We start from the raw sequence: 22569 nt of genomic DNA, 5'->3' as shown, positions 1-22569 counted from the left end.
TAGGATTCAAAAAACGTATCGATTCATGCCATTTCACAAGAAGTTGCAGCGCCATGGCCACCCTGAGTGAAGTCGCCCGCTTGGCCGGTGTCACCACCGCCACCGTCTCCAACGTGCTGCGCAATACGCAGAAGGTGAAGCCTGCCACCGTGCAAAAGGTGCAGGAGGCGATTGCCGCCACGGGCTACCGGCCCAACCTGATGGCGCGGGCGCTGGCCGAAGGCAAGTCGTCCATGGTGGCGCTGGTGCTGCCCGATATCAACAACCCGTTCTACCCGGAGTTTGTGCGGGTGGCCGAGCGGGTGGCAAGGCACCGCAACTACTTTCTCATGGTGTGCAACACCGACGAGCGCCCCGATATTGGCCGCGCCTACCTGCACCAGATTGCCGGCACCTTGGCCGATGGCGTGCTGGTGCTGCACACCGGTATCAGCGCCGAGGACATCAACGAGCTGAAGACTCGCCGCTCCCCCATCGTGCTGGCATCTGAAGAACAGGTGGACTTGGCCAACCAAATCCCCCATGTGGTGGTGAACTTCCACCGTGCGGGCGAGATTGCGGGCCAGCATTTGCTGGCGCTGGGGCACCGCCGCATCGGCGCCATCGTCGGGTGTGGTCTTGAGGGCATGCAGCTGGGCCGCCTCAATGGTTTCAAAAGCGCTCTCGCCGCCAGCGGCATCACCCTGTCAGACGCCATGGTCCGCAATGTCAGCGACACCGTGGCCGGAGGTCACGAAGCCACCGACGCGCTGCTGGAACAGCACCCTGACATCACCGCCATTTTTTGTACCAACGACCTGATGGCCTACGGTGCCAGCCAGGCCCTGGCCGACCGGGGTATCCGCATCCCGCAAGACATTTCGATCATTGGTATTACCGACATCCAGCTCGCGCGCGACATGCGCCCGGCGCTCACCACCGTGGCCTTGGGCATTGAACAGGTGGCCACCATCTCTATCAACCTGCTGCTGGACTTGATAGAAGACGCTACCCACGAACCCACCATCGTGCACGTGCCCGACCCGGTGCTGGTGGTGCGTGCGTCCACGGCCAGAGTGCGCGCCGGCTAGCGGCTGTGGATACGGGTGTCTGTGAAAGTCGACTTAAATGCTATCAAAAAAGGAGCTGTTTGCGCAGCATCCATAAACTCCAAAGGCATATTTTGCTTGTAAATCTGCCTGACTACCCCTGCGCTGTCGCTGCGGTAAACGCTATTTCCAGCAAGTAGTCCGGGCTGGCCATCTCGGCGCTCACGCACACCCGGGCTGGCGCGCAGCCCTCCGGCAACCAGGCTTGCCACGCAGCGTTGAACGCCGCACGGTCAGTCATGTGTTTGAGGTAGATGGTGGCGATCAGCAAGCGGCTTTTGTCGCTGCCGGCCAGCGCCAGCGTGCGCTCAGCCTGGGCAAACACCGCCTGCGATTGGCTGGTGATGTCCGTGCCGCTTTCGGGCACCTCCACAAAGTAGGCGGTGCCGTTGTGTACGACGGCGCCGGACCATTGGGCAGCTGGGTGGATGCGGGTAATAGAGGCTTGTGGCATAGGTGTAGGTGACAAAGGCGGCAGTGTAAGGTGGCTAGCTAGCGCTCAACCAGCGAGCAATGGCGTTGCTTACCGCTGCCGGAGGAAGAAACTCCTGCTCCAGCCGCCCGGCGGGCAGGGTGCGCAGGTGGCGGTCCAGCGCCGCTTCGGCAGGCAAAAGCCATTCGCTCCATTCTGTGGACGCATGCACGGGTTCGGGCACCGCCAAGTGGTGGTGCGCCGCAAAGCAGGCCGCATCCATCAACACCGCATGCACCTGCGGCAGCTGGCGTCGCGCCTGGGCCAGCATGGCCAAACCCCAGGTATCCATATCTCCCCAATAGGCCACACGCCGCTGTGGCAGCCAGGGGGCGGCGAGCCAGCCCAAGTGGAGCCCGGCCCCCAGAATGGCGATGGTGTCGGGCGTGGGCTGGGGCAGCTGGTGCAGGCAGCGTTCGTTTTCCACCAGCACGATGTTGCGGGCGGGCAAGGCGGTGCTCAGCAGTTCGCTGGCAGCAACGCGCTGGCGCTGGAAGGGCAGGAGCCCCGGTGCCAGGGGCACGACCAACAACCAGTGCTCGCCCTCCACGGCTGCGCCCAGAAAAGCACCCAGGCCCTGGGCGCTGACTTCGCCTGCAAAGCGTTCGTCCAGCAAGGCGGTGAGCAGCGCCTCGTGCCGCTCAAAAAACTTGCTGTCATTGCCCGCCAAGGCCAGTGCGCGCAGGGGGCGGCCTTGGGCGCAGCCGGGTTCCAGCTGCAGGGCCATGCGGGTGGCGGTGAGCACCTGCGCCACCTCCAGATGCCGCCACAGCGCCAGCCTGCGCACCAGCAAGGTGTGAAAGCACGCGTCCACCTGGGGCAGCAGCGCGGTGAGTGCGCGGTAGTCGGCGCTGGCCTGCGTGCCGCCGCCGTCAGTGGCATGCTGTTCCAACACAGCGGGGCAGTCGGAGGGGCGCAAGACCCAGTGGATGGGAATGTCCACCGGCGTGGCGCCGGCCCGGTATTGGCGTGCAGCCCACTCCACATGGCCCGGCCCCTGCGCGGCCACCGCCCGCCATTGCTGCAGGTGCTGGCGCAGGGCTGCGCTGTCGTCCCGAAAGCGGGCCGCGCCGGGCTCGCCAATGGACAGGCGCAGCGGCCACGCGTCCCGGTCGCGCAGCAGGTGTTGTTCGCGCCAGTCGCCACGCTGCCACTGGCGCAGCAGCTGGTGTGCGAGTTGGTGGGGAGATTTCATATGCTATTAAAAAGATAGCTGCTTGCGCATGATTTACCTGCGCTATCGGCCTATTTGTTGTGCAAGCTGCCGTTGCGCAGCGCGCGCGTCCAGTTCGTGCCAGCGCAAGGATGCCAGCGTGGCCTGCCGCCCCAGGCGGTGCACCAGCACGGCGCTGCGGGTGTGGTTGCGCAGCAGGCGCAGTTCTTTATTGGGCGTGACGAAGAGGGCATGCAGGCCAAATTCACGCAGCGCCTGGATGATGCGCGCCGCCACCGCCTGCGAGCTTTTGGAAAACGCTTCGTCCAGCACGATGCTGGCAAACAGCGGCTGGCTGCGCCCCTGCGGGCACAGCGCGTAGCTGAGGGACGCGGTGAGCACGTAGCTGGCGATGATTTCTTTCTCGCCGCCGCTGCCGCCCTGAGAGCCGGTGCGCCGCTCCAGCACCTGGCCGGTGGCACGGTCCAGCACGTGGACTGCAAATTGCAAGCGGTAGCGCGCATCCAGCAGCGCCTGGGCGGCTTTGGTGCGGCGGTTGGTGGCGTGCTCGCGCAACAGGGCCACCATGGTTTGCAGCGCCCGGTAGTGGCTGTGGCCGCCGTCGTCGCGCAGGCGTTCGCTGCGCAGTTGCGCCATGGTTTTGTGCAGCTCTTGCAGCACGGGGTGGATCACGGCTTGCGGCGCCAGTTGCAGGTAGTGGCCGGGCTGGAAGTCCACGCGGGCCAGGGTGTCGTTGAGGCGGTCCAGCCGCTCGGTGATTTCGGACACCTGCGCTTCAATGCCCGAGAGCAGCGTGCTCACGCCCTGGTCGGAGGCGGCGTTGAGGTAGTCCTGAAAACGCGCGCGCTTGGGCGGCAGGTCTTCTTCCTCCAGCGTGCGCAGGCGGGCGAGGTAGGCGCCCAGGGCGGCTACTTCTTGCAGCTCTTCGGCCAGCGCACCCCGGTCTTCTTTGTGGGCGCGGGCCATTTGGCGAATGATGTCTTTGTGCAGCTCGGTGAGCTGGCTGCTTTGGGTGTCGAGGTGTTGGCGCACCTCCGCCAGCGCCTTGCGTTCCTGGGTGTCGAGCTGGTCACAGTCCAGCGGGGGCCGGGCTTGGGGCAGCTGGCGCAGTGCTTCCTCGGTGAGCACGGGTGCGTCTGCAGGGGCTTCTGCGCAACGGGCTGCGTAGCTGGCCTGCTGCTTTTCGGCTTGGCGATGGTCTGCTTGTGTGGTGGCGCTTTGCTGCTGCAAGGTGCGCAGCGCGGCTTCGGCTTGCAGGGTGGCAGTGCGTGCGGCTTCCCAGCGCGCTTTGGCCTGGGCGGTGTCGGACTGGGGGGCCAGCAGGGAGTGCAGGCGGTCTTGCAGGCGCTGCAGTTCGGCCTGCACACCGTCCACGTCGAGATCGTCCCATCGCAGGGCCTGCAATTGCCCCAAAAAATGAGCCTTTTGGGCCGCTAGCGCTTGTTTTTCCTGCGCGAGTAGCTTCTCTTTTTGTAGCAAATCCCACTGCCCAGCCAGTTCGCGGATGTGCGCTTCGAGCTGCTGCAGGCGGTCCCGGTTGTCAAAGCCGGTCATCCAGTCCTGGTCGATGCGCCGCTGGTCTTGCTTGTCGAAGTGCCGGGCCTTGCCAGACATCAGGCCCTGCTGCGTCATGGCGTGCGGCGTGGTGCGCAGGGCCTCTGCGTTGTCCACGCAGTGCAAGTCGTGTTCGGCCAGCCACTGGCGTAGCGTGCCCGCGTAGGCGTGGTCTTTGACGTTGAGTTTGGCGGCAAAGCCGTCGCCCCAAAATTGCACGGCAGACGGTGCGGCTTGGGCAAGCTCGCGCACTTCCAGCAGGCGCACATGCAGGTGGTTATGGCGCTGGTTGACCCAGGCCAGTGCGTCCTGCATCGCGTGCGGCGGCACCAGAATGCGCAGGCGGTGGCTGCCCAGGGCGCGCTCGATGGCACCGCGCCAGGCCTGCTGCTTTTTCTGCACTTCCACCAGCTCGGCCACAAAGGGCAGTTCGTCGGGCGACAGTTGCAACTGCTCGGCCAATGCCGTGCGGAACTGCGTGAACGCGGTGGGCACATTGGAGCCGGGGCGGGCGCGCACGGCCTCCAGCTCTTGGCGCAGTTGCGCCAGTTCGGCGTGCGCGTTGCGCTCGCGGGTGACGGCGGCTTCGGTGGCTTCTTGCAGTGCGGCTTGTTGCGCCTCTAGCGCCTGCAGTTGGTGCGCGGCCTGTTGCTGGTGCTGCGCCAGCCGCTCGGTAGTGAGGGGCGTGGCGCCCTGCTGCGTGGTGATGAGGCCCAGGTGCTGCGCCAACGCTTGGTACTGCTTGGCGTTGCTTTGCTTGTGGGTCAGCGTTTTGCGCTGCGCGTCGATGAGCTGTTCCAGCGACGCGATGTCTCCACCGCCTGCGCTCAGGTAGGCGCTCAGCAGGGTGTGCTCGTGCTCGCGGGCTTGTTGCTGCGCGTTGGCGGCGGCGATCATTTGGCGCTGCTGCGCCTCCAGCGTGGCCTGCAACTGCGCCACGCGTTCGCCCCACAGCCGCGCGCCTTGGGCTGCAAACCAGTGCGGCAGCGCCGCTTGCAGCAGGCGCAGCTCGCTCAGGCGCTGGCTTTGCTGCGCTTCGCGCTCTGCCATCGCGCGCAGCGGCAGCAGGGCCAGGTACTGGCGGTTGGCCAGTTCCAGCTCGGCATGGATGGTGGCCAGTTCGTCAAAGCCTTTGGCAACGTCCAGCGCGGCATCGAAGGCGCTGTGGTCGTCCAGCACCAGTTCGCGAAAGATGTCGTCAATGCTGTTGAGCTGCTTGAGCCCCGCCGCGCGGTTGAGCAGGGTGAAGGCGTTGGGCCCGACCTCAAAGCAGCTTTGCAGCCGCGCCAAGTACGCCGTCTTGCTGGGGAAGATGCGCAGGCTCTCGGTGGCTTTTTCCAGCTTGCCCAGCGCGCGGGCACCGCCGTGGTGGTGTTCTTCGAGCCACAGGTCCAGCGTGTGCTCCGGCCCTTGTGCGAAGAACCAGCGCTTGCTCAGGTCGCTGGCGCTGGAGCTGCTGCCGTCAAACCAGAAGAGGGCGCCTATCAGCACACAGTCTGGCTCGCTGCCTGGTGCTTTGTCTTGGGCGCCATGCGTTGCGCTGCCCGCATTACCCGTGCCGCGCACCAGCCGCGCCGCAATGGCGCTCACACAGCCTCCGCTGCGGGCCAAGTGGCTGTGGCTGTCGGTGCTGTCCACCGCGCCCTGGCCGGGGCCGCTGGCGCCGCGCACGTAGGAGACCAGGTCGCGGTCGCTCTCGTGCCCGCCGGTGGAGGCCAGGTTGTAGCGCGGGCTGGCGCACAAGAGGGTCATGAGCGCGTCGATCAGCGTGGTTTTGCCACTGCCGGTGGGGCCGATGATGGCGGTGTTGTCCGCATCGATGTGGGCCACATGCCGGCCCGCAAAGGCGCCCCAGTTGTAGAGGTGCAGCGCTTGCAGGCGGTAACCGCTGGCTATGTTGCTCATGCCTCGCCTCCTGGTGCGGCGGCTGCGCGGGCGTGCTGCATCTCGCGCAGGCTGTGCAGCAAGGCTTGCAGGTTTTCGGGGTTGGCCAGGTGCACGATCAGGGGGCGAATGGTGAAGCGCTCTTGCGCATCCACCTCGGACACCACGCCGTGGCCGCGCAGGTTGTCCAGCAGGTTCAGCAGGCGCTTGCGCTCTTGCATGTCGCTGCCAGTGCTACCCAAGTAGATTTCCAGCTGGGGCAGCAGGTGGTCCACCGTTAATTGCACAGGCACGCCCAGGCCGCTTTCTTGTTCGCGCTGCAAAAATTCACGCCGCAAGAGGGCCAGCAAGAGCGATTGCTCCTGGGTGAGGCGCTGGCGGCGCACCAGCGGGTGTGTCCATTCATCCTCGTCTTCGTCGTCCGCCTGGTAGGTGGCGGCGATGGCCACAAAGGCTAGGCCCCGGTGCTCGTCCAGGCGCACAGTCAAGTCCAGCGGCTCCAGCAAGGCGTTGATGCGTGCGGTGTCGGTGGCCATGTGGCGAAACAGCGCAGGCTTGGCGCTTCGTTCCAGCATGCCTTGCTTGAGCAGCTCTTGCACCGCGCGGCGCAGCGTGGCAGGGGTGGCTGGGATACTGTCGGCGGGCGTAGCGGCGGCGGCTGTGGTGGCGTCGTGTGCGTCGTCGGGCATGGTGGCGGCCTCGCTATCGGCAGTCTGGCCCCGTGGTGCGCCGTGGGTCGGCACGGCGCTGGCCCACTGGTCAAAGATGTCTGCGGGTTCAGGTGGCATCGGTTTCTCTCTGCATTTTTCAGATGGCTCTCAAACGGCTCTGCGCAAGCTTTTTATGCCATTCTTGGCTGTAGCCCCCATGTAATATACGTGGGCAGCTATCATTTTCATATCATTCAGCGCCGCCAGACGCGCCCGCTGCGTGGAGTGCAGCAGCATCCAGCGCCACGCGGGGCACGGTGAATTGCCAGCCGGTGGCGGCGTCGTGGGTAGTAATGTGTTCTACCTCGCCGTCATCAAATTGCGCGCCCGATTCGCGCGCCAGGGCCAGCCACAGGGTCAGTGTTTCGAGGTCGTGCGCGCCGGGCGGCAGTGCCTCTGCCAGCGCGGCCAGGGTCATGGGCTGGCCGCTGTGCTCCAGCACGTCTAGTGTTCGGGCGCGCAGTGCCTCGCGGTCCAGCCCTTCGAAGGCTTGCCAGAACTCGTCTTCCACCTGGTCCAAATTGGCGTACTGCGTGGTGAGCTGCAGTTCGGCCCCTGCACCACCTTCCATCGACTTGATGCGCAGCCGCTCGATCAGCGGCAGGTGGGCCAGCGCCACGCCCAGTGGGGGCAGTGGCGCGTCTTGGCGGCGCACGGCTTGGCGCTGCCAGTCCACCTGCAAGGCTTCTTGCAGGATGTCGTTGAGCAATTGGCCCACGCGCTGGTTCTCGGCGGCTTGGCCGGTTTTCATGAACTGGCTGACCTCGCGCTCGCTGCGCGCACGCACGCCCTGCACCACTTGGGCTTCTTTGATGAGCTGCTGCACCAGCAAGCGCAGGGTGCTGTGCTGCACGTCGTCCAGTGCGCGTGCAGCGCTGGGGTGCTGCAAGATGGCGCGTATGCGCTGGCGCATATCGGTCAGCTCGCTTTGCTGGTTGAGCTGTTGCTGGAAGCCTTCAAACACGCGCCCTTCTTGCGTGTTGAGCAGGTGGGCGTGGCCGTCGAGCAGCTGGTCCATCACCGCGCCCCGGTGATATTGGGCGCTGATGATGGCTTGGCGCAGTGCGCGGTCGGCCTCGCGCCAGGAGTCCTCCACGCGCCTAAAGTCGGCACGCAAGCTGGTGGCCAGGGCATAGACCTCGCGGATGCCCTCTATGGCCTGGTCTTCGGTCAAGGTGGCGATGCGGCCGGCGCGCGCATCGTCGAGCTGCTGTTGCAGCTCTGCCATGCGCCGCTCCAGGTGCGCGGCGCGGCTCTTGGCGTCGGGGTTGAGGGCGGCGGCCAGGTTGTCAATTTCGCGTTGCACCACGGCCAGGCGCGAGGCGGTGGAGGTCATCATGCGCTGGTCGAGTTGCGTCACAAAGCGCAGCGCGGTCTTGAGCGCATCCGTCTCAAAGATGCGGCCTTCCCGTTCGGTCACGAGTCCGCGCTTGATCCAGTCGCGCAGCTCGTGCCGCGCCTGGGTGGCTACATCGGCGGTGTTGATCTCAAAGTCCGGGTCGTTGGCGTGCGCGGCCAGCATGTCCGCCAAGGCTTGCACAGCGGCATCAAAGGGCACGCCGTCGCGCTGGTGTTCAAACAGCGCCTCCAAGCCACTGAGCATCAGCGGCCCCCGCCGCGCTGCCAGCAACATCCACGCCGGGTGCTGCTGGCGGGCGCTCAGGTACTTTTGGGTGCGTTGCTGGGTGAGGGTGGGCATGGGGTGTTCTAGACGCGTCGACGAACTCAAAACTGGCCCTATGGTACGATCCAGCTCGGCCCTTCGATTCACGAACGCCCAAGTTCCACTTGGGACGCTGATGTAGTGATCGCGGGGCCTTTTTCTTTTGCCCCCCGTTTTTTCGCGTACTCAGGGCGGATGGCCCCATCTGCTGGCTTAAATAGCCAGTGCCTGTAAGGGTCAGCCCACAGGCTCAACATGCCCTGCGGCCTACCTGTATTTGTACCGACGTTAAATGCTTTGCCGTCATAGGTAGTGCGGATCTCACTCAGCACGTGTTTGTACACACGCTCTTTGGCGATAGTGCGCTTGCCGCGGCGGTTGCTGCCTTCTGGTTTTTCTTTGTGCTTATCGTTCAGTCTGAATTGCATCGCACCAAGCACGATATCCAGCGCCTGCAATATGACGTGTTCCTTCGAGTCGATTTCAGCCAATTGATCTTGCCGGATGACAATGCCAGCACGCCTGAAATCAACACTCTTTGTGAGACCCGTAACGTAGCCTTTAAACGCAGCGCATTTTTCGGCGGTATCGGGAAGCTTGTCAAAGTAGATGCGTACGCCAGCGGATTGGAAATTGGGAAAGCCGCCGTGTTTCAAACCGAATGCGTGCTTGATGAATTGGTAATACAGAAGGAAGAAACCGTTTTCGCGTTGCTCGGACGTAAGCCTGTACGCGGAAAAATAATTCTGCGTAAACATGATTCGCAGTTTTAGTTTGCCTTCGCGGATCAGGCTAAAAATCTCAGACACCAACTCCATGTACTTTTGCGCATAGGGCTCCGTAATCTTCTGCCATTTGACTTCGCCAAGAAGGTTAAGCTGAACTTTGCAGCTTTCGAGTCTGGCAATCACTTCGGCTTGATGTGCTGACTCTACGAGCGCGCCACCATAGAAGTTGCCAAAGTGCTTGCCTGAAGAGTCAGACTCGTCGCAATAAAGAATCAGTTCGCGCGCCATGGAGGAACATCTCCATCACACGTCAATGTTCCCCGCCCTCAATGCGTTGGTTTCAATGAAGTCGCGGCGTGGTTCCACCTCGTCGCCCATCAGCATGGTGAACACGCGGTCGGCTTCGATGGCGTCGTCGATCTGCACCTTGAGCAGGCGGCGCACGGTCGGGTCCATGGTGGTTTCCCACAGCTGGGCAGGGTTCATTTCTCCCAAGCCCTTGTAGCGCTGGCGGCTGGAGGTGCGCTCGGCTTCACCAATCAGCCATGCCATGGCTTCACGGAAGTCAGAGACTTTTTCTTCCTTCTGGCGTTCGCCTTCGCCACGCATCACACGGGCACCTTCGGAGAGCAGGCCGCGGAAGGTGTTGGCGGCTTCGGCCAGGGCAGCGTAGTCGGCGCCGTGCACAAAGTCTTGCGTGAGCACGCTGCTCTTCACGTTGCCGTGGTGGCGGCGGCTGATGCGCAGAATGGGTTTGTCGGTGCGGGCGTCAAACTCGCCAGCGACTTCGGCATCGGGCAGCTTGGCTTGCAGTGCGGCTGCAGAGGCTTCGGCATCGGCCACCGTGTCGAGGTTGAGCACCACGCCGTCGGCCACGCTGCGCAGAGCTTCGGCATCCATGAAGTTTTTGAGGCGGGCAATCACCGCCTGGGACAGCTGGTGCTTGCGCGCCAGCTCGGCCAAGGTGTCTCCGCTCAGGGTCGTGCCATTGGGTCCACCCGTGAAGACGGAGGCATTCACCAGTGCGACGCGCAGCAAGAAGCCGTCGAGCTCGGCGGGGCCTTGCAGGTACAACTCTTCCTTGCCGGACTTCACCTTGTACAGCGGTGGCTGCGCAATGTAGATGTGGCCGCGCTCCACCAGCTCGGGCATCTGGCGGTAGAAGAAGGTCAAGAGCAGGGTGCGAATATGCGCGCCGTCCACGTCCGCGTCGGTCATGATGATGATGCGGTGGTAGCGCAGCTTGGCGACGTTGAAGTCGTCCCCGCCGGTGCTGCCACCGGCCTTGCCGATGCCGGTGCCCAGCGCGGTGATCAGCGTCAGGATTTCGTTGCTGGTGAGCAGCTTCTCGTAACGTGCTTTTTCCACGTTCAAAATCTTGCCGCGCAGGGGCAGGATCGCCTGGAACTTGCGGTCGCGGCCCTGCTTGGCAGAGCCACCGGCGGAGTCACCCTCGACGATGTAGATCTCGCACATCGCCGGGTCTTTTTCCTGGCAGTCGGCCAGCTTGCCGGGCAGGCCCATGCCGTCCAGCACGCCCTTGCGGCGCGTCATGTCGCGGGCCTTGCGCGCGGCTTCGCGCGCGCGGGCGGCTTCGATGATCTTGCCGACGATGATCTTGGCATCGTTGGGGCGCTCTTCCAGGTAGTCGGCCAGCAGCTTGCCGACGATGTCTTCCACCGGGCCGCGCACTTCAGACGACACCAGCTTGTCCTTGGTCTGGCTGGAGAACTTGGGCTCGGGCACTTTGACCGACAGCACGCAGCACAGGCCTTCGCGCATGTCATCACCGGTGACTTCGACCTTGGCCTTTTTGGCCAGCTCGTTTTGTTCGATGTATTTGCTGATGACGCGTGTCATCGCGGCGCGCAGGCCGGTCAGGTGGGTGCCACCATCACGCTGCGGGATATTGTTGGTAAAGCACAGCACCTGCTCGTTGAAGCCGCTGTTCCACTGCATCGCCACTTCCACACCGATGTTCGTGCCTTGGTCGCTCTGGCGGTCGCCCATGGCATGGAACACATTGGGGTGCAGAACCGTCTTGCCCTTGTTCACGTAGTTCACAAAGCCCTGCACGCCACCGGCGCCAGCAAAGTCGTCTTCCTTACCGCTGCGCTCGTCCTTCAGGCGAATGCGCACGCCGTTGTTCAGGAAGGACAGTTCGCGCAGACGCTTGGAAAGGATTTCGTAGTGGAAATCGTTGTTCTCCTTGAAGATCTCGGTATCGGGCAGGAAGTGCACCTCGGTGCCGCGCTTCTCGGTGTCGCCGATCACTTTCATGGGCGAGACTTCAACGCCGTTCTGCGTTTCGACAATGCGGCCCTGCACAAAGCCCTTGGAGAATTCCAGCGTGTGTACCTTGCCGTCACGGCGAATGGTCAGGCGCAGCATTTTGGACAGCGCGTTCACGCAGGACACGCCCACGCCGTGCAGACCACCGGAGACTTTGTAGCTGTTTTGGTTGAACTTGCCGCCGGCGTGCAGCTCGGTCAGGGCGATTTCAGCGGCCGAGCGTTTGGGCTCGTGCTTGTCATCCATCTTGATACCGGTGGGAATGCCACGGCCGTTGTCGACCACGCTGATGGAGTTGTCGGAGTGGATGGTGACCAGGATGTCATCACAGTGACCGGCTAGCGATTCGTCGATGGAGTTGTCCACCACTTCGAACACCAGGTGGTGCAAGCCGGTGCCGTCCGACGTGTCGCCGATGTACATGCCGGGGCGTTTGCGCACCGCTTCCAGGCCTTCCAGAATCTGGATCGAGCCTTCGCCATAGGCCTCGGTCGCACCGGCTTGGTTGGTGTCGATGGTGGGCTGGAAGTTGGAACTGTCTGTGCCCGCGTCGCCCGTATGGACGAGGCCATCGTTGTTTTCGGGTGCTGGAACAGACTTGTTTTCTTCGGTCATGGCTAACTTTCTCTCGATTCTTTAATGACCAAACCCCCGGAGGCCGGGGGTTTGATTGCGCAAGCAGCTACTGTTTTTGTAGCGTCAGATTCTCATGGGCATCACGACGTACTTGAAGGTCGCGTTGTCCGGGATGGTGATCAGGGCCGAACTGTTGCCGTCCGACAGCTCGACTTGCACCATGTCCTGGCTCATATTGCTCAGGGCGTCGATCAGGTAGGTGACGTTGAAGCCGATTTCGATGCTGTCACCGCCGTAGTCGATGTCCAGCTCGTCCACCGCTTCTTCCTGCTCGGCGTTGTTGGACGCCACGCGCAGGCTGCCGGGGTCGATGTTCAGACGCACGCCCTTGAACTTGTCGCTGGTCAGGATGGCGGTGCGTTGCAGCGTCTTGAGCAGCGCTTCGCGGCCCAAGGTGATGCTGTTCTTGTGGTTCTTGGGGATGACGCGGTTGTAGTCGGGGAACTTGCCTTCGACCAGCTTGGTCACGAACTCCATGCCGTCAAAGGTGAACTTGGCCTGGTTGTTGGCGAACTGCATTTCGATGGCGCCTTCGGCATCGCTCAGCAGGCGCTGCAACTCGATCACGGTCTTGCGTGGCAAGATCACTTCCTGCTTTGGCACTTCCACATCCAGTGTGGCGGAGGCGAATGCCAAACGGTGACCATCGGTCGCCACCAAGCTGAGTTGCTTGCCTTCGGCGACAAACAGAATGCCGTTGAGGTAATAGCGTATGTCATGCACCGCCATGGCGAAGGACACCTGGCTCAGCAGGTCCTTCAGGGTCTTTTGCGGCACGCTGAAGACCGGGCCGAAACTGGCGCTTTCCTGCACCAGCGGAAAGTCTTCGGCCTGCATGGTCTGCAGCGTGAACTTGCTCTTGCCACCCTTGAGGATGATCTTGCTCTGGCTGGACTCCAGCGACACGGTCTGGTCGCCGGGCATGGTGCGCAGAATATCGATCAGTTTGCGGGCGCCGATAGTGGTGGTGAAGTTGCCAGTGTCACCGCCCAGTTCGGCTGTGGTGCGGATCTGGATTTCCAGGTCACTGGTGGTCAGCTGAAGCGATGTCCCAGTCTTGCGCAACAGCACGTTGGCCAAGATAGGCAGCGTATGGCGGCGCTCGACAATACCGGCCACGGACTGCAGAACCGATAGAACCTTGTCTTGCGTTGCCTTCAATACGATCATGTCAACCTCTTTTTGAAACTCAACCATGGACGCAAGGCGCAAAAAGCCCCGCATTTACAAACAATCTCACCATTTTCCCCTTTTTTGATAGCGACTTGAGGGGTCTGGCACTAGTTTTTACATTCAACCCTTCAGGGTTTGTTCCAGGACGTGAAGCTGCTGGTTCAGCTCGGTGAGTTGCTGGCGCTCCCCCCCGATTTTCCGAACTGCATGCAACACCGTCGTGTGGTCGCGACCGCCAAATAACTCTCCGATCTCGGGCAGGCTCTTTTGCGTCAGCTCCTTGGCCAGGTACATGGCAATTTGGCGCGGCCGGGCAATGCTGGCGGGGCGCTTTTTGCTGTACATGTCGGCAACCTTGATCTTGTAATAGTCGGCCACCGTTTTTTGGATGTTTTCCACAGAAATCTGGCGATTCTGGATCGACAGCAGGTCACGCAGTGCTTCGCGGGCCAGCTGGATGGAAATTTCCTTCTGGTTAAAGCGCGAATAGGCCAGGATCTTGCGCAGTGCCCCTTCCAGTTCACGCACGTTGGAGCGCACGTTTTTGGCCACGAAGAAGGCCACCTCTTCGGGCATTTCTGACCCCTCGGCCCGCGCTTTGTTGATCAAAATCGCCACCCGCATTTCCAGTTCGGGTGGCTCAATGGCTACCGTCAGCCCCGAGTCAAAGCGCGAGACCAAGCGCTCGTGGATGTCCGCCAAGCCCTTGGGGTAGGTGTCGCTGGTCATCACAATGTGCGACTTTTTGGCCAGCAAAGCCTCGAAGGCGTTGAAAAATTCCTCTTGGGTGCGGTCTTTGTTGGCAAAGAACTGCACATCGTCGATCAGCAACAAATCCAGGGAGTGGTAACGCTCCTTGAATTCATCGAAAGTTTTGCGTTGGTAGGCCTTAACCACATCCGATACAAATTGTTCCGCATGGATGTAGAGAACTTTGGAGCCGGGTTTGTCCGCCAGCAGGCGGTTGCCCACAGCGTGCATCAAGTGGGTTTTGCCCAAGCCCACGCCGCCGTAGATGAAGAGTGGGTTGTACAGGTGTCCGGGCATGGTGGCCACATGCATGGCGGCGGCCCGAGCCATGCGGTTGGCCGTGCCCTCCACCAAGCTTTCAAACGTCAGCAGGCTATTGAGCCGATTTTTGGGGCCACCGCTAACGCGGTCTTCGCCCACTTCAACCTCATCGACCGCCGCAGGTACTTCGGCAGCTCGGGGTAGACTGGCTTGTCTAGTGGGAGCTTCGCGCGGAGTGATTGCTAACTCAATCGCAACGGGCTGGCCATAAAGTTTTTCCAGCAGGGCTGCAATACGTTGGCTGTATTGGGCGCGAACCCAATCCAGTTTGAAGCGGTTGGCCACAAAAATGGTGGCCTTGGACATGTCGTCGTGGACATGGGCCGCAAGGGGTTTGATCCAAGTGTTGAATTGCTGCTCAGGCAGCTCTTGGGCCAGTTGGTCCACGCAGCTTTGCCATAGGCTTTGCCCGAGTTCCTGGCTGTGGATGTCTGGAGTGTGGGGAGGGGGGCCCTGGGTCATTGTCGGTGTCAGCTTCTGTGGATAGTTATGGATTGCTGCGCGCTGGATTGTAATTTATCAAGACTTTATCCACATTCTGCTCGCCAGAATCAAATCTTACAGTGCTGCACCGCATGTGCGCCATAAGGTGTTGCTGTGATTCATAAAATTTGCGATAATGCCGGGTTCCCCTGATTGTGTTCGGGGCGATAGACCGACATTCGTGCCCCGTTCTCCTTCTGGAGTGGGTACGGATACCCACAGAGCCTGTTAGGAAAATTGACATGAAACGCACTTACCAACCCTCCAAAATCCGCCGCGCACGCACCCATGGTTTTCTGGTTCGCATGAAGACCCGCGGTGGCCGCGCCGTGATCAATGCACGCCGCGCCAAAGGCCGTAAGCGTCTGGCTGTCTAATCCGCGCGGATCGGGCAAACCAAGGCTGACTGGCTTTTGGTCCTTGCGGATTCGCTCCATGCCGGCAATTCCCCGGTGCGGCGCCTCAAAACCCGTGCCCAGTTTCAAGCGGTGCTTGGCGGGATGACTGTGTCCAAAACAGCCCACTTCGCTCTGCACGCTCGTGCACTGGCAGCAGCCTCCGACGTGTCGGAGGCTTTGTTGTTTCCGGAACCTGCGGTGTGGTTAGGGGCCATGGTGCCCAAGCGCTGGGCCAAACGCGCCGTGACGCGCAACACCATCAAGCGTCAAATTTATACGCTGGGGGCTGAGTTCTCAGCGGAACTGGGGCCGCATGCGCATCTGGTGCGTTTGCGGTCCGGGTTTGACCGTAAGCAATTTCCAAGCGCGACTTCTGAGCCTTTGAAGGCCGCCGTACGCAGTGAGTTGCAGCAGCTGTTTGCGCGTGCGCGCACTAGTGTGATCGGTGCCAAGCCATGATGAAGCGCGCATTGATGGGCTTGGTCAGGGGCTACCGGTTCTTTTTGAGCCCTTGGCTGGGCTCTGCCTGCCGGTTCGAGCCCACGTGTTCCGTGTATTCCCTGCAGGCTTTGCAAAGCCATGGTGCTGCTGGCGGCACCTACTTGACGCTTGCCCGTCTGGCACGTTGCCATCCCTGGTGTGAGGGTGGGCACGATCCGGTTCCTGTCGAACGTCCTCGGCTGTTTGGCCGTCTGATTTCCTCTCCTTCTGAAAAGAAAACTTCATGAACGATATTCGCCGCACCATCCTGTGGGTGATCTTTGGCTTCTCCATGGTGTTGCTTTGGGACCAATGGCAGATCCACAACGGCAATAAAGCCACTTTCTTCCCGAGCCCTACCAAGGCTGCCGCTCCTGCGGCCGCAGGAGCGGCAGGAAAGACAGATGCCTTGGTGCCTGCAACTGCCGCCCAGGCAGGTGCCGCACCGGTAGCACCCGCCACGCCTGCCGTAGCCAGCGAACGGTTTGAAGTAAGCACTGATGTGCTGAAACTGACCTTTGACACGGAAGGTGGATCCTTGGTGCGCTCCGAGTTCCTCAAATACTCGGACATGGCAGACAAGATCCGCAACTTCGTGTTGTTGGACGATTCCAAAGACCGTGTTTACTTGGCGCAAACCGGCGTGATCCCGGGCGCTGCCGGTGGCGCATCGCCAACGCACAAATCGGTCATGACGGCCAGTGGTGAGCGCACATTGAAAGAAGGCCAAGACGAATTGGTCATCACCTTCACTTCCCCCGAAGTGGGTGGATTGAAGCTGGTCAAGACCTATACCTTGCGCCGTGGTGCTTACGACATCGCAGTCAAGCACGAGCTGACCAACGCTTCCAGCGCAGCCTTGTCTCCACAGTTGTACTTGCAGTTGGTGCGGGATGGCAACAAGCCAGCGGGCGAGTCCTCCTTCTATTCCACCTTCACAGGCCCAGCGGTTTACACCGAGGCCAAGAAGTACCAGAAGGTAGAGTTCAGCGAGATTAAAAAGAAGAGTGCAACGTTTGAAAAGGAAGCGGATAACGGCTATATCGCCATGGTGCAGCATTACTTTGCCAGCGCTTGGATACTGCCTGCAGGTACTGCACGTACCTATTCTTTGGATGGGGTGGATATCGGCTCCACCACTGCTGACTGCTGCTACCGCGCCACCATGATCGCCCCTGTGCCCGCCATTGAGCCGGGCAAGACCCAGACGATGTCGGCGACGTTGTTTGTTGGTCCCCAAGAGGAAAAGGCCCTGGAGGCCCTCGCTCCGGGTCTTGAATTGGTCAAAGACTATGGTTGGCTGACCATCCTCGCCAAGCCTTTGTACTGGCTGCTCGACAAGTTGCACGGTTTTATCCAGAACTGGGGCTGGTCCATCGTGGCTTTGGTGCTTTTGCTCAAGATTGCCTTCTACTGGCTCAATGCCAAGGCATATGCCAGCATGGCCAAAATGAAAGCCGTGAACCCGCGCATTATGGAAATGCGTGAGCGCCTGAAAGACAACCCACAGCAGATGCAGCAGGAGATGATGCGTATCTACCGGGAGGAGAAGGTCAACCCCATGGGCGGATGTTTCCCCATCATGGTCCAGATTCCGGTCTTTATTGCTTTGTACTGGGTGCTGTTGTCCAGTGTTGAAATGCGCAACGCACCGTGGTTGGGTTGGATTCAGGACCTGTCTTCGCCAGACCCCTATTTCATCTTGCCGGTGTTCATGACCCTGACCACCTTGTTGCAGACGGCGCTGAACCCTGCGCCGCCAGATCCTCTGCAGGCCAAGATGATGTGGTTCATGCCGTTGGCATTCAGTGTGATGTTCTTCTTCTTCCCATCGGGCCTGGTGTTGTACTGGATTACCAACAACATTTTGTCCATTGCGCAGCAATGGATTATCAACACCCGCATGGGTGTACCGCCTCAGTTCAACCTGCCCAAGTTCAAGTAAGCAGGGCGGGATGCGGTCTTGCTGATACGCCAGAGCGATCCCATTGTGGCCGTGGCCACGGCCCCCGGACGCGGGGCTGTGGGCATAGTTCGTATCAGCGGCAAAGATCTGTCTGGTTTTGTCCAAGCCTTTTTCGGACGCAGCTTGCGTCCCCGTGAGGCTACCTATTTACCCTTTGCGGACGCACAAGGCCAGTCTCTGGACCAGGGACTGGCCTTGTACTTTCCCGGTCCCCATTCCTTCACCGGTGAAGACGTGCTGGAGTTGCAAGCACATGGTGGGGCGGTAGTTTTACAGCTATTGGTGGCGCGTTGCCTGGAGTTAGCGGCCACCCCGCACGGCGGTACAAATGGTTCGATTCTGCAGGGCTTGCGCATTGCAGAGCCCGGCGAGTTTTCCCAACGGGCCTTTCTGAACGGCAAGATTGACCTGACGCAGGCGGAGGCGATTGCGGATTTGATCGACGCCAGCACCGAAGCCGCAGCACGGAGTGCTACCCAGTCCTTGTCAGGTATGTTCTCCAAGCAGGTACACAACCTGCTGGAGGCGCTGATCCATTTGCGCATGCTGGTGGAGGCGACACTGGACTTTCCAGAAGAAGAAATTGATTTCCTGCAGAAAGCGGATGCGCTGGGCCAGTTGCAAAAACTGCAAGCGGCGGTGCAGCAAGTGCTGCAACAGGCTACGCAAGGCGCCTTGCTGCGCGAGGGAATTACTGTGGTTATTGCGGGCCAGCCGAACGCGGGCAAATCGTCATTGCTCAACGCTTTGGCGGGTGCCGAGTTGGCCATCGTTACCCCGATTGCAGGTACTACCCGGGACAAGGTGCAGGAAACCATACAAATCAAGGGTATTCCCATCCACGTGGTGGACACTGCGGGCTTGCGCCGTAGTGACGATGCGGTGGAGCAGATTGGTATTGCCCGTGCATGGCAGGCCATCGAGTCAGCGGATGCCGTGTTGTTTTTGCATGACCTAACGCGTCAGAATGCTATTGAATATGTAGCTGCCGACGCAGACATAGCAAGCGAATTGGCTCAAAAGCTTGCGAAAAACACGCCCATCATTCACGTATGGAACAAAGCTGATTCCGCGACTGGCCGAGCACCACAGCCGGGCATCGTGCTGTCGGCTAAAACAGGCTTTGGCTTGGATGTCTTGCGAGAGCGCTTGCTGGTGTCAGCCGGTTGGCAACCCTCTACGGGGGGTAATTTCATCGCCCGTCAGCGTCATTTGCAGGCTTTGCGCCAGGTTGATGCCCATTTGATGGAGGCCTACGCACATTTGAGTACGGGGGCGAATGCGCTGGATCTATTGGCAGAAGAGTTGCGTCTGGGACAAAACGCACTCAGTGAAATAACGGGTGAATTCAGCTCAGACGATTTGCTGGGTGTGATCTTTTCGAAGTTTTGCATTGGCAAATAGCCTGCACTACACTCCAGCGCTCCAGATTGCAGAAAGCAATAACGATGTCCCTATTCCGTTGGTTCTCCAGAAAAACACGGGCTCCCCAGCCCGCAGCAGAAAGCTCCGGCTTGGGCCATATCGATGCCACCCTGCCGTTTAGCCATAGCAGCAAGTCGCGCTCCAGAGGCCCCCATTCAGTACCGGGCAGTGCTGCGAATCGCAAAAGTGAACGCTTGGAGCGCCGAGAGCTTTTGTATGCGGTAGTGCGTGAATCCATGGCGCGTGCGGGATTGCTGTCTACCAGCTACAAATTCAAAGTGCTCTCCCTCGATTCTCGGGGCCGCCAGTATCTGATCATGATGGATATGGCGCGTCAAAATGTCGCTGACCCGCAGCGACTTGCCGATATGGAGGGCCACATCGCAAAGGTAGCCAAATCCCGACATGACATTTTGGTGACTGCCGTGTATTGGCGGGTGAATGAGCATGTAACGGCAGGTTTGGCGCGCAGTGCTAATGCAGTCCCGGTTTCAGCGGCCCCTGTTGCTGTCGTGGCACCTGCGCCCACAGTGCCTCGCTATGAACCCTTGCAGGCCGACGAGGTGGCAGCATTCAAACAGGCATTGGCCGCAATCCCCTCACCCACGGCCCTGTCAGCGCCTGGAGAAATTGTTCGCTCCGGGAGGCGCAACCCAGCGCCTCCCAGCTTTCAGGACACGGAGCTGGACGACCGTAACTCGCCGCTGAGTGGTACCCAGTACGGCGAATTGAATTGAAGTGATCAGTCGCCTTAGTGGCCCGCAAAATCCACCAAGGTGAACAAGGGCAAACCGGACTCGCGCAAACGGTCTGATCCGCCCAACTCAGGTAGGTCCACGATTGCCGCGCCTTCCATTACATGGGCTCCCAGGCGCTCCAACAGCTTCTTCCCGGCCATCATGGTGCCGCCGGTGGCGATGAGGTCGTCAATCAACAGCACACGGTCACCAGCCTTCACAGCATCCGTGTGCAGCTCTACGGTGGCGCTGCCGTATTCGAGTTCGTAGGTTTCCTCAACGGTGGTGAAGGGCAGCTTGCCTTTCTTGCGGATCGGCACAAAGCCGATATTGAGCTCATAGGCAACAACGGCACCCAAAATGAAGCCGCGTGCATCAAGCCCGGCTACCACATCGGGTCGCATGCTCGGATCCATGTAACGATGGACAAACGCATCTATCAGTACCCTGAATACCTTGGCATCCTGCAGCAAAGGGGTGATGTCGCGGAATTGCACACCTGGGGCCGGCCAGTCTGGAACGGTGCGAATATTGTCCCGAAGGTATTGGTTGACGCTGAGGTGTTGCATAGAGGCTGGCAGGTACTGAAATGGAAGCAGGCGCTATTGTGCCCCTAACCGCACTATCCCAGAATTAGCCTTTGAGCAGCTTTTGCTCTGCCATAGCCAGCGCGCCAGCCTTGCCTGACAGAACCAAGGTGTCGCCACTGGCAAGAGTAGTTTTGGCATCCGTTCGAACAGAGGAGCCATCGCCTCGTCGCAGGCTTAGCACTTGAATGCCCAGTACTTCCAATCCGAATTGCGCCAATGATTTCCCAGAGGCTTTGGCGCCCATCGGTAAATTGACGGTTACCAATCGTTCTTGTTGCAACTCATCCACGGAGTCATCGTCTGCCCCGTGGAAAAAGCCGCGTAATAAGTTGTAGCGGGCATCGCGTTGGTCTTGCACAATGCGGATCACACGGCGCATGGGTACGCCAACGAGGGCAAGCGCATGACTGGCAAGCATCAAAGAACCTTCGATAGCCTCTGGTACCACTTCGGTGGCGCCTGCAGCACGCAGCTTTTCCAGTGCATGGTCGTCTTGGGTGCGCACAATGACTGGAACGTGGGGCGCATGCGCATGGGTGTTGCCCAGAACCTTGAGTGCTGCGCCTTCACCCAGGTAAGTGATCACCACAGCGCTTGCACGGGCAAGTCCGGCCGCCATCAAAGCCTGCAATCGGGCCGCATCGCCAAATACCACCGAGTGTCCGGCCGCCGCTGCCTGGCGTACTCGGTCGGGATCCAAATCAAGGGCCATGTAGGGAATACCTTCGTTCTCCAGCATGCGTGCCAAGTTTTGTCCGCAACGGCCAAAGCCGCAAATGATGACGTGTTGGTTGGCATTGATCGATTTGCGCGCAATGGTGGTCATTTGTAGCGATTGCAACAGCCATTCGCTGCTGACCAGCTTCATTACGATGCGGTTGCTGTACATCACGATGAAGGGCGTCGCCAGCATGGACAGCACCATGCTGGCCAATATCGGATTCAGCAAGGCTGGCGGGACCAGAGAGTTCTTCTGCGCCAGCGTTAGCAGTACAAAGCCGAATTCTCCGGCCTGTGCCAAATAAAGACCGGTGCGCAGACTGACACCGGATGAAGTGCCGAGGCTCTTGGCCAAGCCCGCAACCAGTGCCGATTTGAAGACGATTGGCAGCACTACCAAAAGCAATACCAATGGCCACCGCTCAAGCACCAAACGCCAGTCCAGCAACATGCCGATGGAAATGAAAAACAACCCCAGCAGCACATCATGGAAAGGACGGATATCTGTCTCCACCTGGTGCTTGTATTCAGTTTCGGAGATCAACATCCCGGCGATAAAGGCCCCCAGGGCCAAGCTCAAGCCGGCAAGTTCTGTGAGCCATGCCAACCCCAAAGTGATGAACAACAGATTCAGCACAAACAGCTCGTCACTTTTGCGGCGCGCCACCAGCGTGAGCCAGCGCCGCATAAGATGTTGCCCGCCCACCAGCAACACCGTTACCAGTACAACAGCCTTGAAAGCAGCCAAGGCCAGCGCTTCGAACAACTGTTCACCAGAGGCGCCCAGTGCGGGGATTAACACCAACAGTGGAACCACCGCCAAGTCCTGGAACAGCAACACACCCATCACACGTTTGCCGTGTTCGGAATCCAACTCCAGGCGTTCGACCATCAGTTTCACCACAATAGCGGTACTGCTCATGGCCAGTGCACAGGAAAGGGCCAGTGCCGCTTGCCATTCCATGTTCCAGATCCTGGGAAACAAAACCGCCATGCCCAAAGTGGCTGCGGTAGCTAGACAAATCGTCACGACCACCTGCAACAGCCCCAGCCCAAAGACGTGTTTGCGCATGGCACGCAATCGTGGCAGGTTGAACTCCAGGCCAATCACAAACATCAAGAACACCACACCAAATTCGCCAAGATGCCGAACACCTTCAGAATTCTGTGAGAGTGCCAATGCGTTGGGTCCAATCACCACGCCCACTGCCAGATAGCCCAACATAGGTGGCAGTTTCAACGAGCGGCACACGACCACACCCAGCACGGCAGCCAGCAGGTAAAGCAGGGTGATTTCGAGTCCAGTCATAACTCCATACTAGCAA

General features: G+C 60.4%; 18 protein-coding genes. 7 read left to right on the top strand and 11 right to left on the bottom strand.

Annotated elements, in window-relative coordinates; translation table 11 throughout:
- Window positions 1-53: 53 nt before the first annotated feature.
- Window positions 54-1070: a LacI family DNA-binding transcriptional regulator gene (locus tag U5O12_RS15750; protein ID WP_322579553.1), complete on the top strand. Its 1017-nt coding sequence runs from the start codon at window positions 54-56 to the stop codon at window positions 1068-1070.
- Between the two features lie 112 nt (window positions 1071-1182).
- On the opposite strand, the gene U5O12_RS15745 is transcribed toward U5O12_RS15750, so the two are convergent.
- From U5O12_RS15745 to dnaA, 9 genes are all read right to left on the bottom strand, one after another.
- Window positions 1183-1542: a RidA family protein gene (locus U5O12_RS15745; protein ID WP_322579552.1), complete on the bottom strand. Its 360-nt coding sequence runs from the start codon at window positions 1540-1542 to the stop codon at window positions 1183-1185.
- Between the two features lie 34 nt (window positions 1543-1576).
- On the bottom strand, window positions 1577-2755 hold the full coding sequence (locus U5O12_RS15740; RefSeq protein ID WP_322579551.1) for a Wadjet anti-phage system protein JetD domain-containing protein: 1179 nt from the start codon (window positions 2753-2755) through the stop codon (window positions 1577-1579).
- Window positions 2756-2797: 42 nt separating this feature from the next.
- Window positions 2798-6193 carry an ATP-binding protein gene (locus tag U5O12_RS15735; protein WP_322579550.1) on the bottom strand — a complete coding sequence of 1132 codons (3396 nt, stop codon included), beginning with the start codon at window positions 6191-6193 and terminating at the stop codon, window positions 2798-2800.
- On the bottom strand, window positions 6190-6960 hold the full coding sequence (locus U5O12_RS15730) for a DUF4194 domain-containing protein (protein WP_322579549.1): 771 nt from the start codon (window positions 6958-6960) through the stop codon (window positions 6190-6192). The genes U5O12_RS15735 and U5O12_RS15730 overlap by 4 nt, the downstream gene beginning before the upstream one ends.
- Before the next feature lie 112 nt (window positions 6961-7072).
- Window positions 7073-8581 carry a DUF3375 domain-containing protein gene (locus tag U5O12_RS15725; RefSeq protein WP_322579548.1) on the bottom strand — a complete coding sequence of 503 codons (1509 nt, stop codon included), beginning with the start codon at window positions 8579-8581 and terminating at the stop codon, window positions 7073-7075.
- A gap of 68 nt (window positions 8582-8649) precedes the next feature.
- Window positions 8650-9561 (bottom strand): DUF3800 domain-containing protein, encoded by a 912-nt coding sequence (locus tag U5O12_RS15720; protein ID WP_322579547.1) that lies wholly within the window; start codon window positions 9559-9561, stop codon window positions 8650-8652.
- Window positions 9562-9576: 15 nt separating this feature from the next.
- On the bottom strand, window positions 9577-12180 hold the full coding sequence (gyrB, locus tag U5O12_RS15715; RefSeq protein WP_322579546.1) for a DNA topoisomerase (ATP-hydrolyzing) subunit B: 2604 nt from the start codon (window positions 12178-12180) through the stop codon (window positions 9577-9579).
- 84 nt (window positions 12181-12264) lie between these two features.
- The gene (gene dnaN, locus U5O12_RS15710; protein WP_322579545.1) at window positions 12265-13371 is read right to left on the bottom strand and encodes a DNA polymerase III subunit beta; all 1107 of its coding nucleotides are present in this window, start codon (window positions 13369-13371) and stop codon (window positions 12265-12267) included.
- A 123-nt stretch (window positions 13372-13494) separates the two neighbouring features.
- Window positions 13495-14907: a chromosomal replication initiator protein DnaA gene (gene dnaA / locus U5O12_RS15705; RefSeq protein WP_322579544.1), complete on the bottom strand. Its 1413-nt coding sequence runs from the start codon at window positions 14905-14907 to the stop codon at window positions 13495-13497.
- Between the two features lie 263 nt (window positions 14908-15170).
- Here dnaA and rpmH point away from each other — a divergent pair, with 263 nt between their 5' ends.
- From rpmH to U5O12_RS15675, 6 genes are all read left to right on the top strand, one after another.
- Entirely contained in the window at window positions 15171-15305 is a 135-nt protein-coding gene (gene rpmH, locus U5O12_RS15700) for a 50S ribosomal protein L34 (RefSeq protein ID WP_006299042.1), read from the top strand.
- Between the two features lie 75 nt (window positions 15306-15380).
- Window positions 15381-15785 carry a ribonuclease P protein component gene (locus tag U5O12_RS15695; RefSeq protein WP_322579543.1) on the top strand — a complete coding sequence of 135 codons (405 nt, stop codon included), beginning with the start codon at window positions 15381-15383 and terminating at the stop codon, window positions 15783-15785.
- Window positions 15782-16054: a membrane protein insertion efficiency factor YidD gene (gene yidD, locus U5O12_RS15690; RefSeq protein ID WP_322579542.1), complete on the top strand. Its 273-nt coding sequence runs from the start codon at window positions 15782-15784 to the stop codon at window positions 16052-16054. Before U5O12_RS15695 ends, yidD begins: the two co-directional genes overlap by 4 nt.
- Window positions 16051-17751 carry a membrane protein insertase YidC gene (yidC, locus tag U5O12_RS15685; RefSeq protein ID WP_322579541.1) on the top strand — a complete coding sequence of 567 codons (1701 nt, stop codon included), beginning with the start codon at window positions 16051-16053 and terminating at the stop codon, window positions 17749-17751. Before yidD ends, yidC begins: the two co-directional genes overlap by 4 nt.
- A gap of 18 nt (window positions 17752-17769) precedes the next feature.
- Entirely contained in the window at window positions 17770-19176 is a 1407-nt protein-coding gene (gene mnmE, locus U5O12_RS15680) for a tRNA uridine-5-carboxymethylaminomethyl(34) synthesis GTPase MnmE (RefSeq protein WP_322579540.1), read from the top strand.
- Window positions 19177-19220: 44 nt separating this feature from the next.
- Window positions 19221-19934, top strand: coding sequence for a hypothetical protein (locus U5O12_RS15675; protein WP_322579539.1), 714 nt, complete (start codon window positions 19221-19223; stop codon window positions 19932-19934).
- Between the two features lie 14 nt (window positions 19935-19948).
- On the opposite strand, the gene U5O12_RS15670 is transcribed toward U5O12_RS15675, so the two are convergent.
- On the bottom strand, window positions 19949-20503 hold the full coding sequence (locus U5O12_RS15670; RefSeq protein WP_094476681.1) for an adenine phosphoribosyltransferase: 555 nt from the start codon (window positions 20501-20503) through the stop codon (window positions 19949-19951).
- A gap of 64 nt (window positions 20504-20567) precedes the next feature.
- A complete protein-coding gene (locus U5O12_RS15665) occupies window positions 20568-22553 on the bottom strand; it encodes a monovalent cation:proton antiporter-2 (CPA2) family protein (RefSeq protein WP_322579538.1) in 1986 nt (661 codons plus the stop codon).
- Between the last annotated feature and the right edge of the window lie 16 nt (window positions 22554-22569).

It is taken from the genome of Rhodoferax sp. (assembly GCF_034519335.1).
GTDB lineage: Bacteria > Pseudomonadota > Gammaproteobacteria > Burkholderiales > Burkholderiaceae_C > Allorhodoferax.
The sequence above is the reverse complement of the archived record's forward strand: the minus strand, read 5'-3'. Positions and strand labels throughout refer to the sequence as shown.

Coding starts and splice junctions, on each gene's coding strand:
- U5O12_RS15750 (WP_322579553.1), top strand. CDS start 54: ATGGCCACCCTGAGTGAAGTCGCCCGCTTGGCCGGTGTCACCACCGCC.
- U5O12_RS15745 (WP_322579552.1), bottom strand. CDS start 1,542: ATGCCACAAGCCTCTATTACCCGCATCCACCCAGCTGCCCAATGGTCC.
- U5O12_RS15740 (WP_322579551.1), bottom strand. CDS start 2,755: ATGAAATCTCCCCACCAACTCGCACACCAGCTGCTGCGCCAGTGGCAG.
- U5O12_RS15735 (WP_322579550.1), bottom strand. CDS start 6,193: ATGAGCAACATAGCCAGCGGTTACCGCCTGCAAGCGCTGCACCTCTAC.
- U5O12_RS15730 (WP_322579549.1), bottom strand. CDS start 6,960: ATGCCACCTGAACCCGCAGACATCTTTGACCAGTGGGCCAGCGCCGTG.
- U5O12_RS15725 (WP_322579548.1), bottom strand. CDS start 8,581: ATGCCCACCCTCACCCAGCAACGCACCCAAAAGTACCTGAGCGCCCGC.
- U5O12_RS15720 (WP_322579547.1), bottom strand. CDS start 9,561: ATGGCGCGCGAACTGATTCTTTATTGCGACGAGTCTGACTCTTCAGGC.
- gyrB (WP_322579546.1), bottom strand. CDS start 12,180: ATGACCGAAGAAAACAAGTCTGTTCCAGCACCCGAAAACAACGATGGC.
- dnaN (WP_322579545.1), bottom strand. CDS start 13,371: ATGATCGTATTGAAGGCAACGCAAGACAAGGTTCTATCGGTTCTGCAG.
- dnaA (WP_322579544.1), bottom strand. CDS start 14,907: ATGACCCAGGGCCCCCCTCCCCACACTCCAGACATCCACAGCCAGGAA.
- rpmH (WP_006299042.1), top strand. CDS start 15,171: ATGAAACGCACTTACCAACCCTCCAAAATCCGCCGCGCACGCACCCAT.
- yidD (WP_322579542.1), top strand. CDS start 15,782: ATGATGAAGCGCGCATTGATGGGCTTGGTCAGGGGCTACCGGTTCTTT.
- yidC (WP_322579541.1), top strand. CDS start 16,051: ATGAACGATATTCGCCGCACCATCCTGTGGGTGATCTTTGGCTTCTCC.
- U5O12_RS15675 (WP_322579539.1), top strand. CDS start 19,221: ATGTCCCTATTCCGTTGGTTCTCCAGAAAAACACGGGCTCCCCAGCCC.
- U5O12_RS15670 (WP_094476681.1), bottom strand. CDS start 20,503: ATGCAACACCTCAGCGTCAACCAATACCTTCGGGACAATATTCGCACC.
- U5O12_RS15665 (WP_322579538.1), bottom strand. CDS start 22,553: ATGACTGGACTCGAAATCACCCTGCTTTACCTGCTGGCTGCCGTGCTG.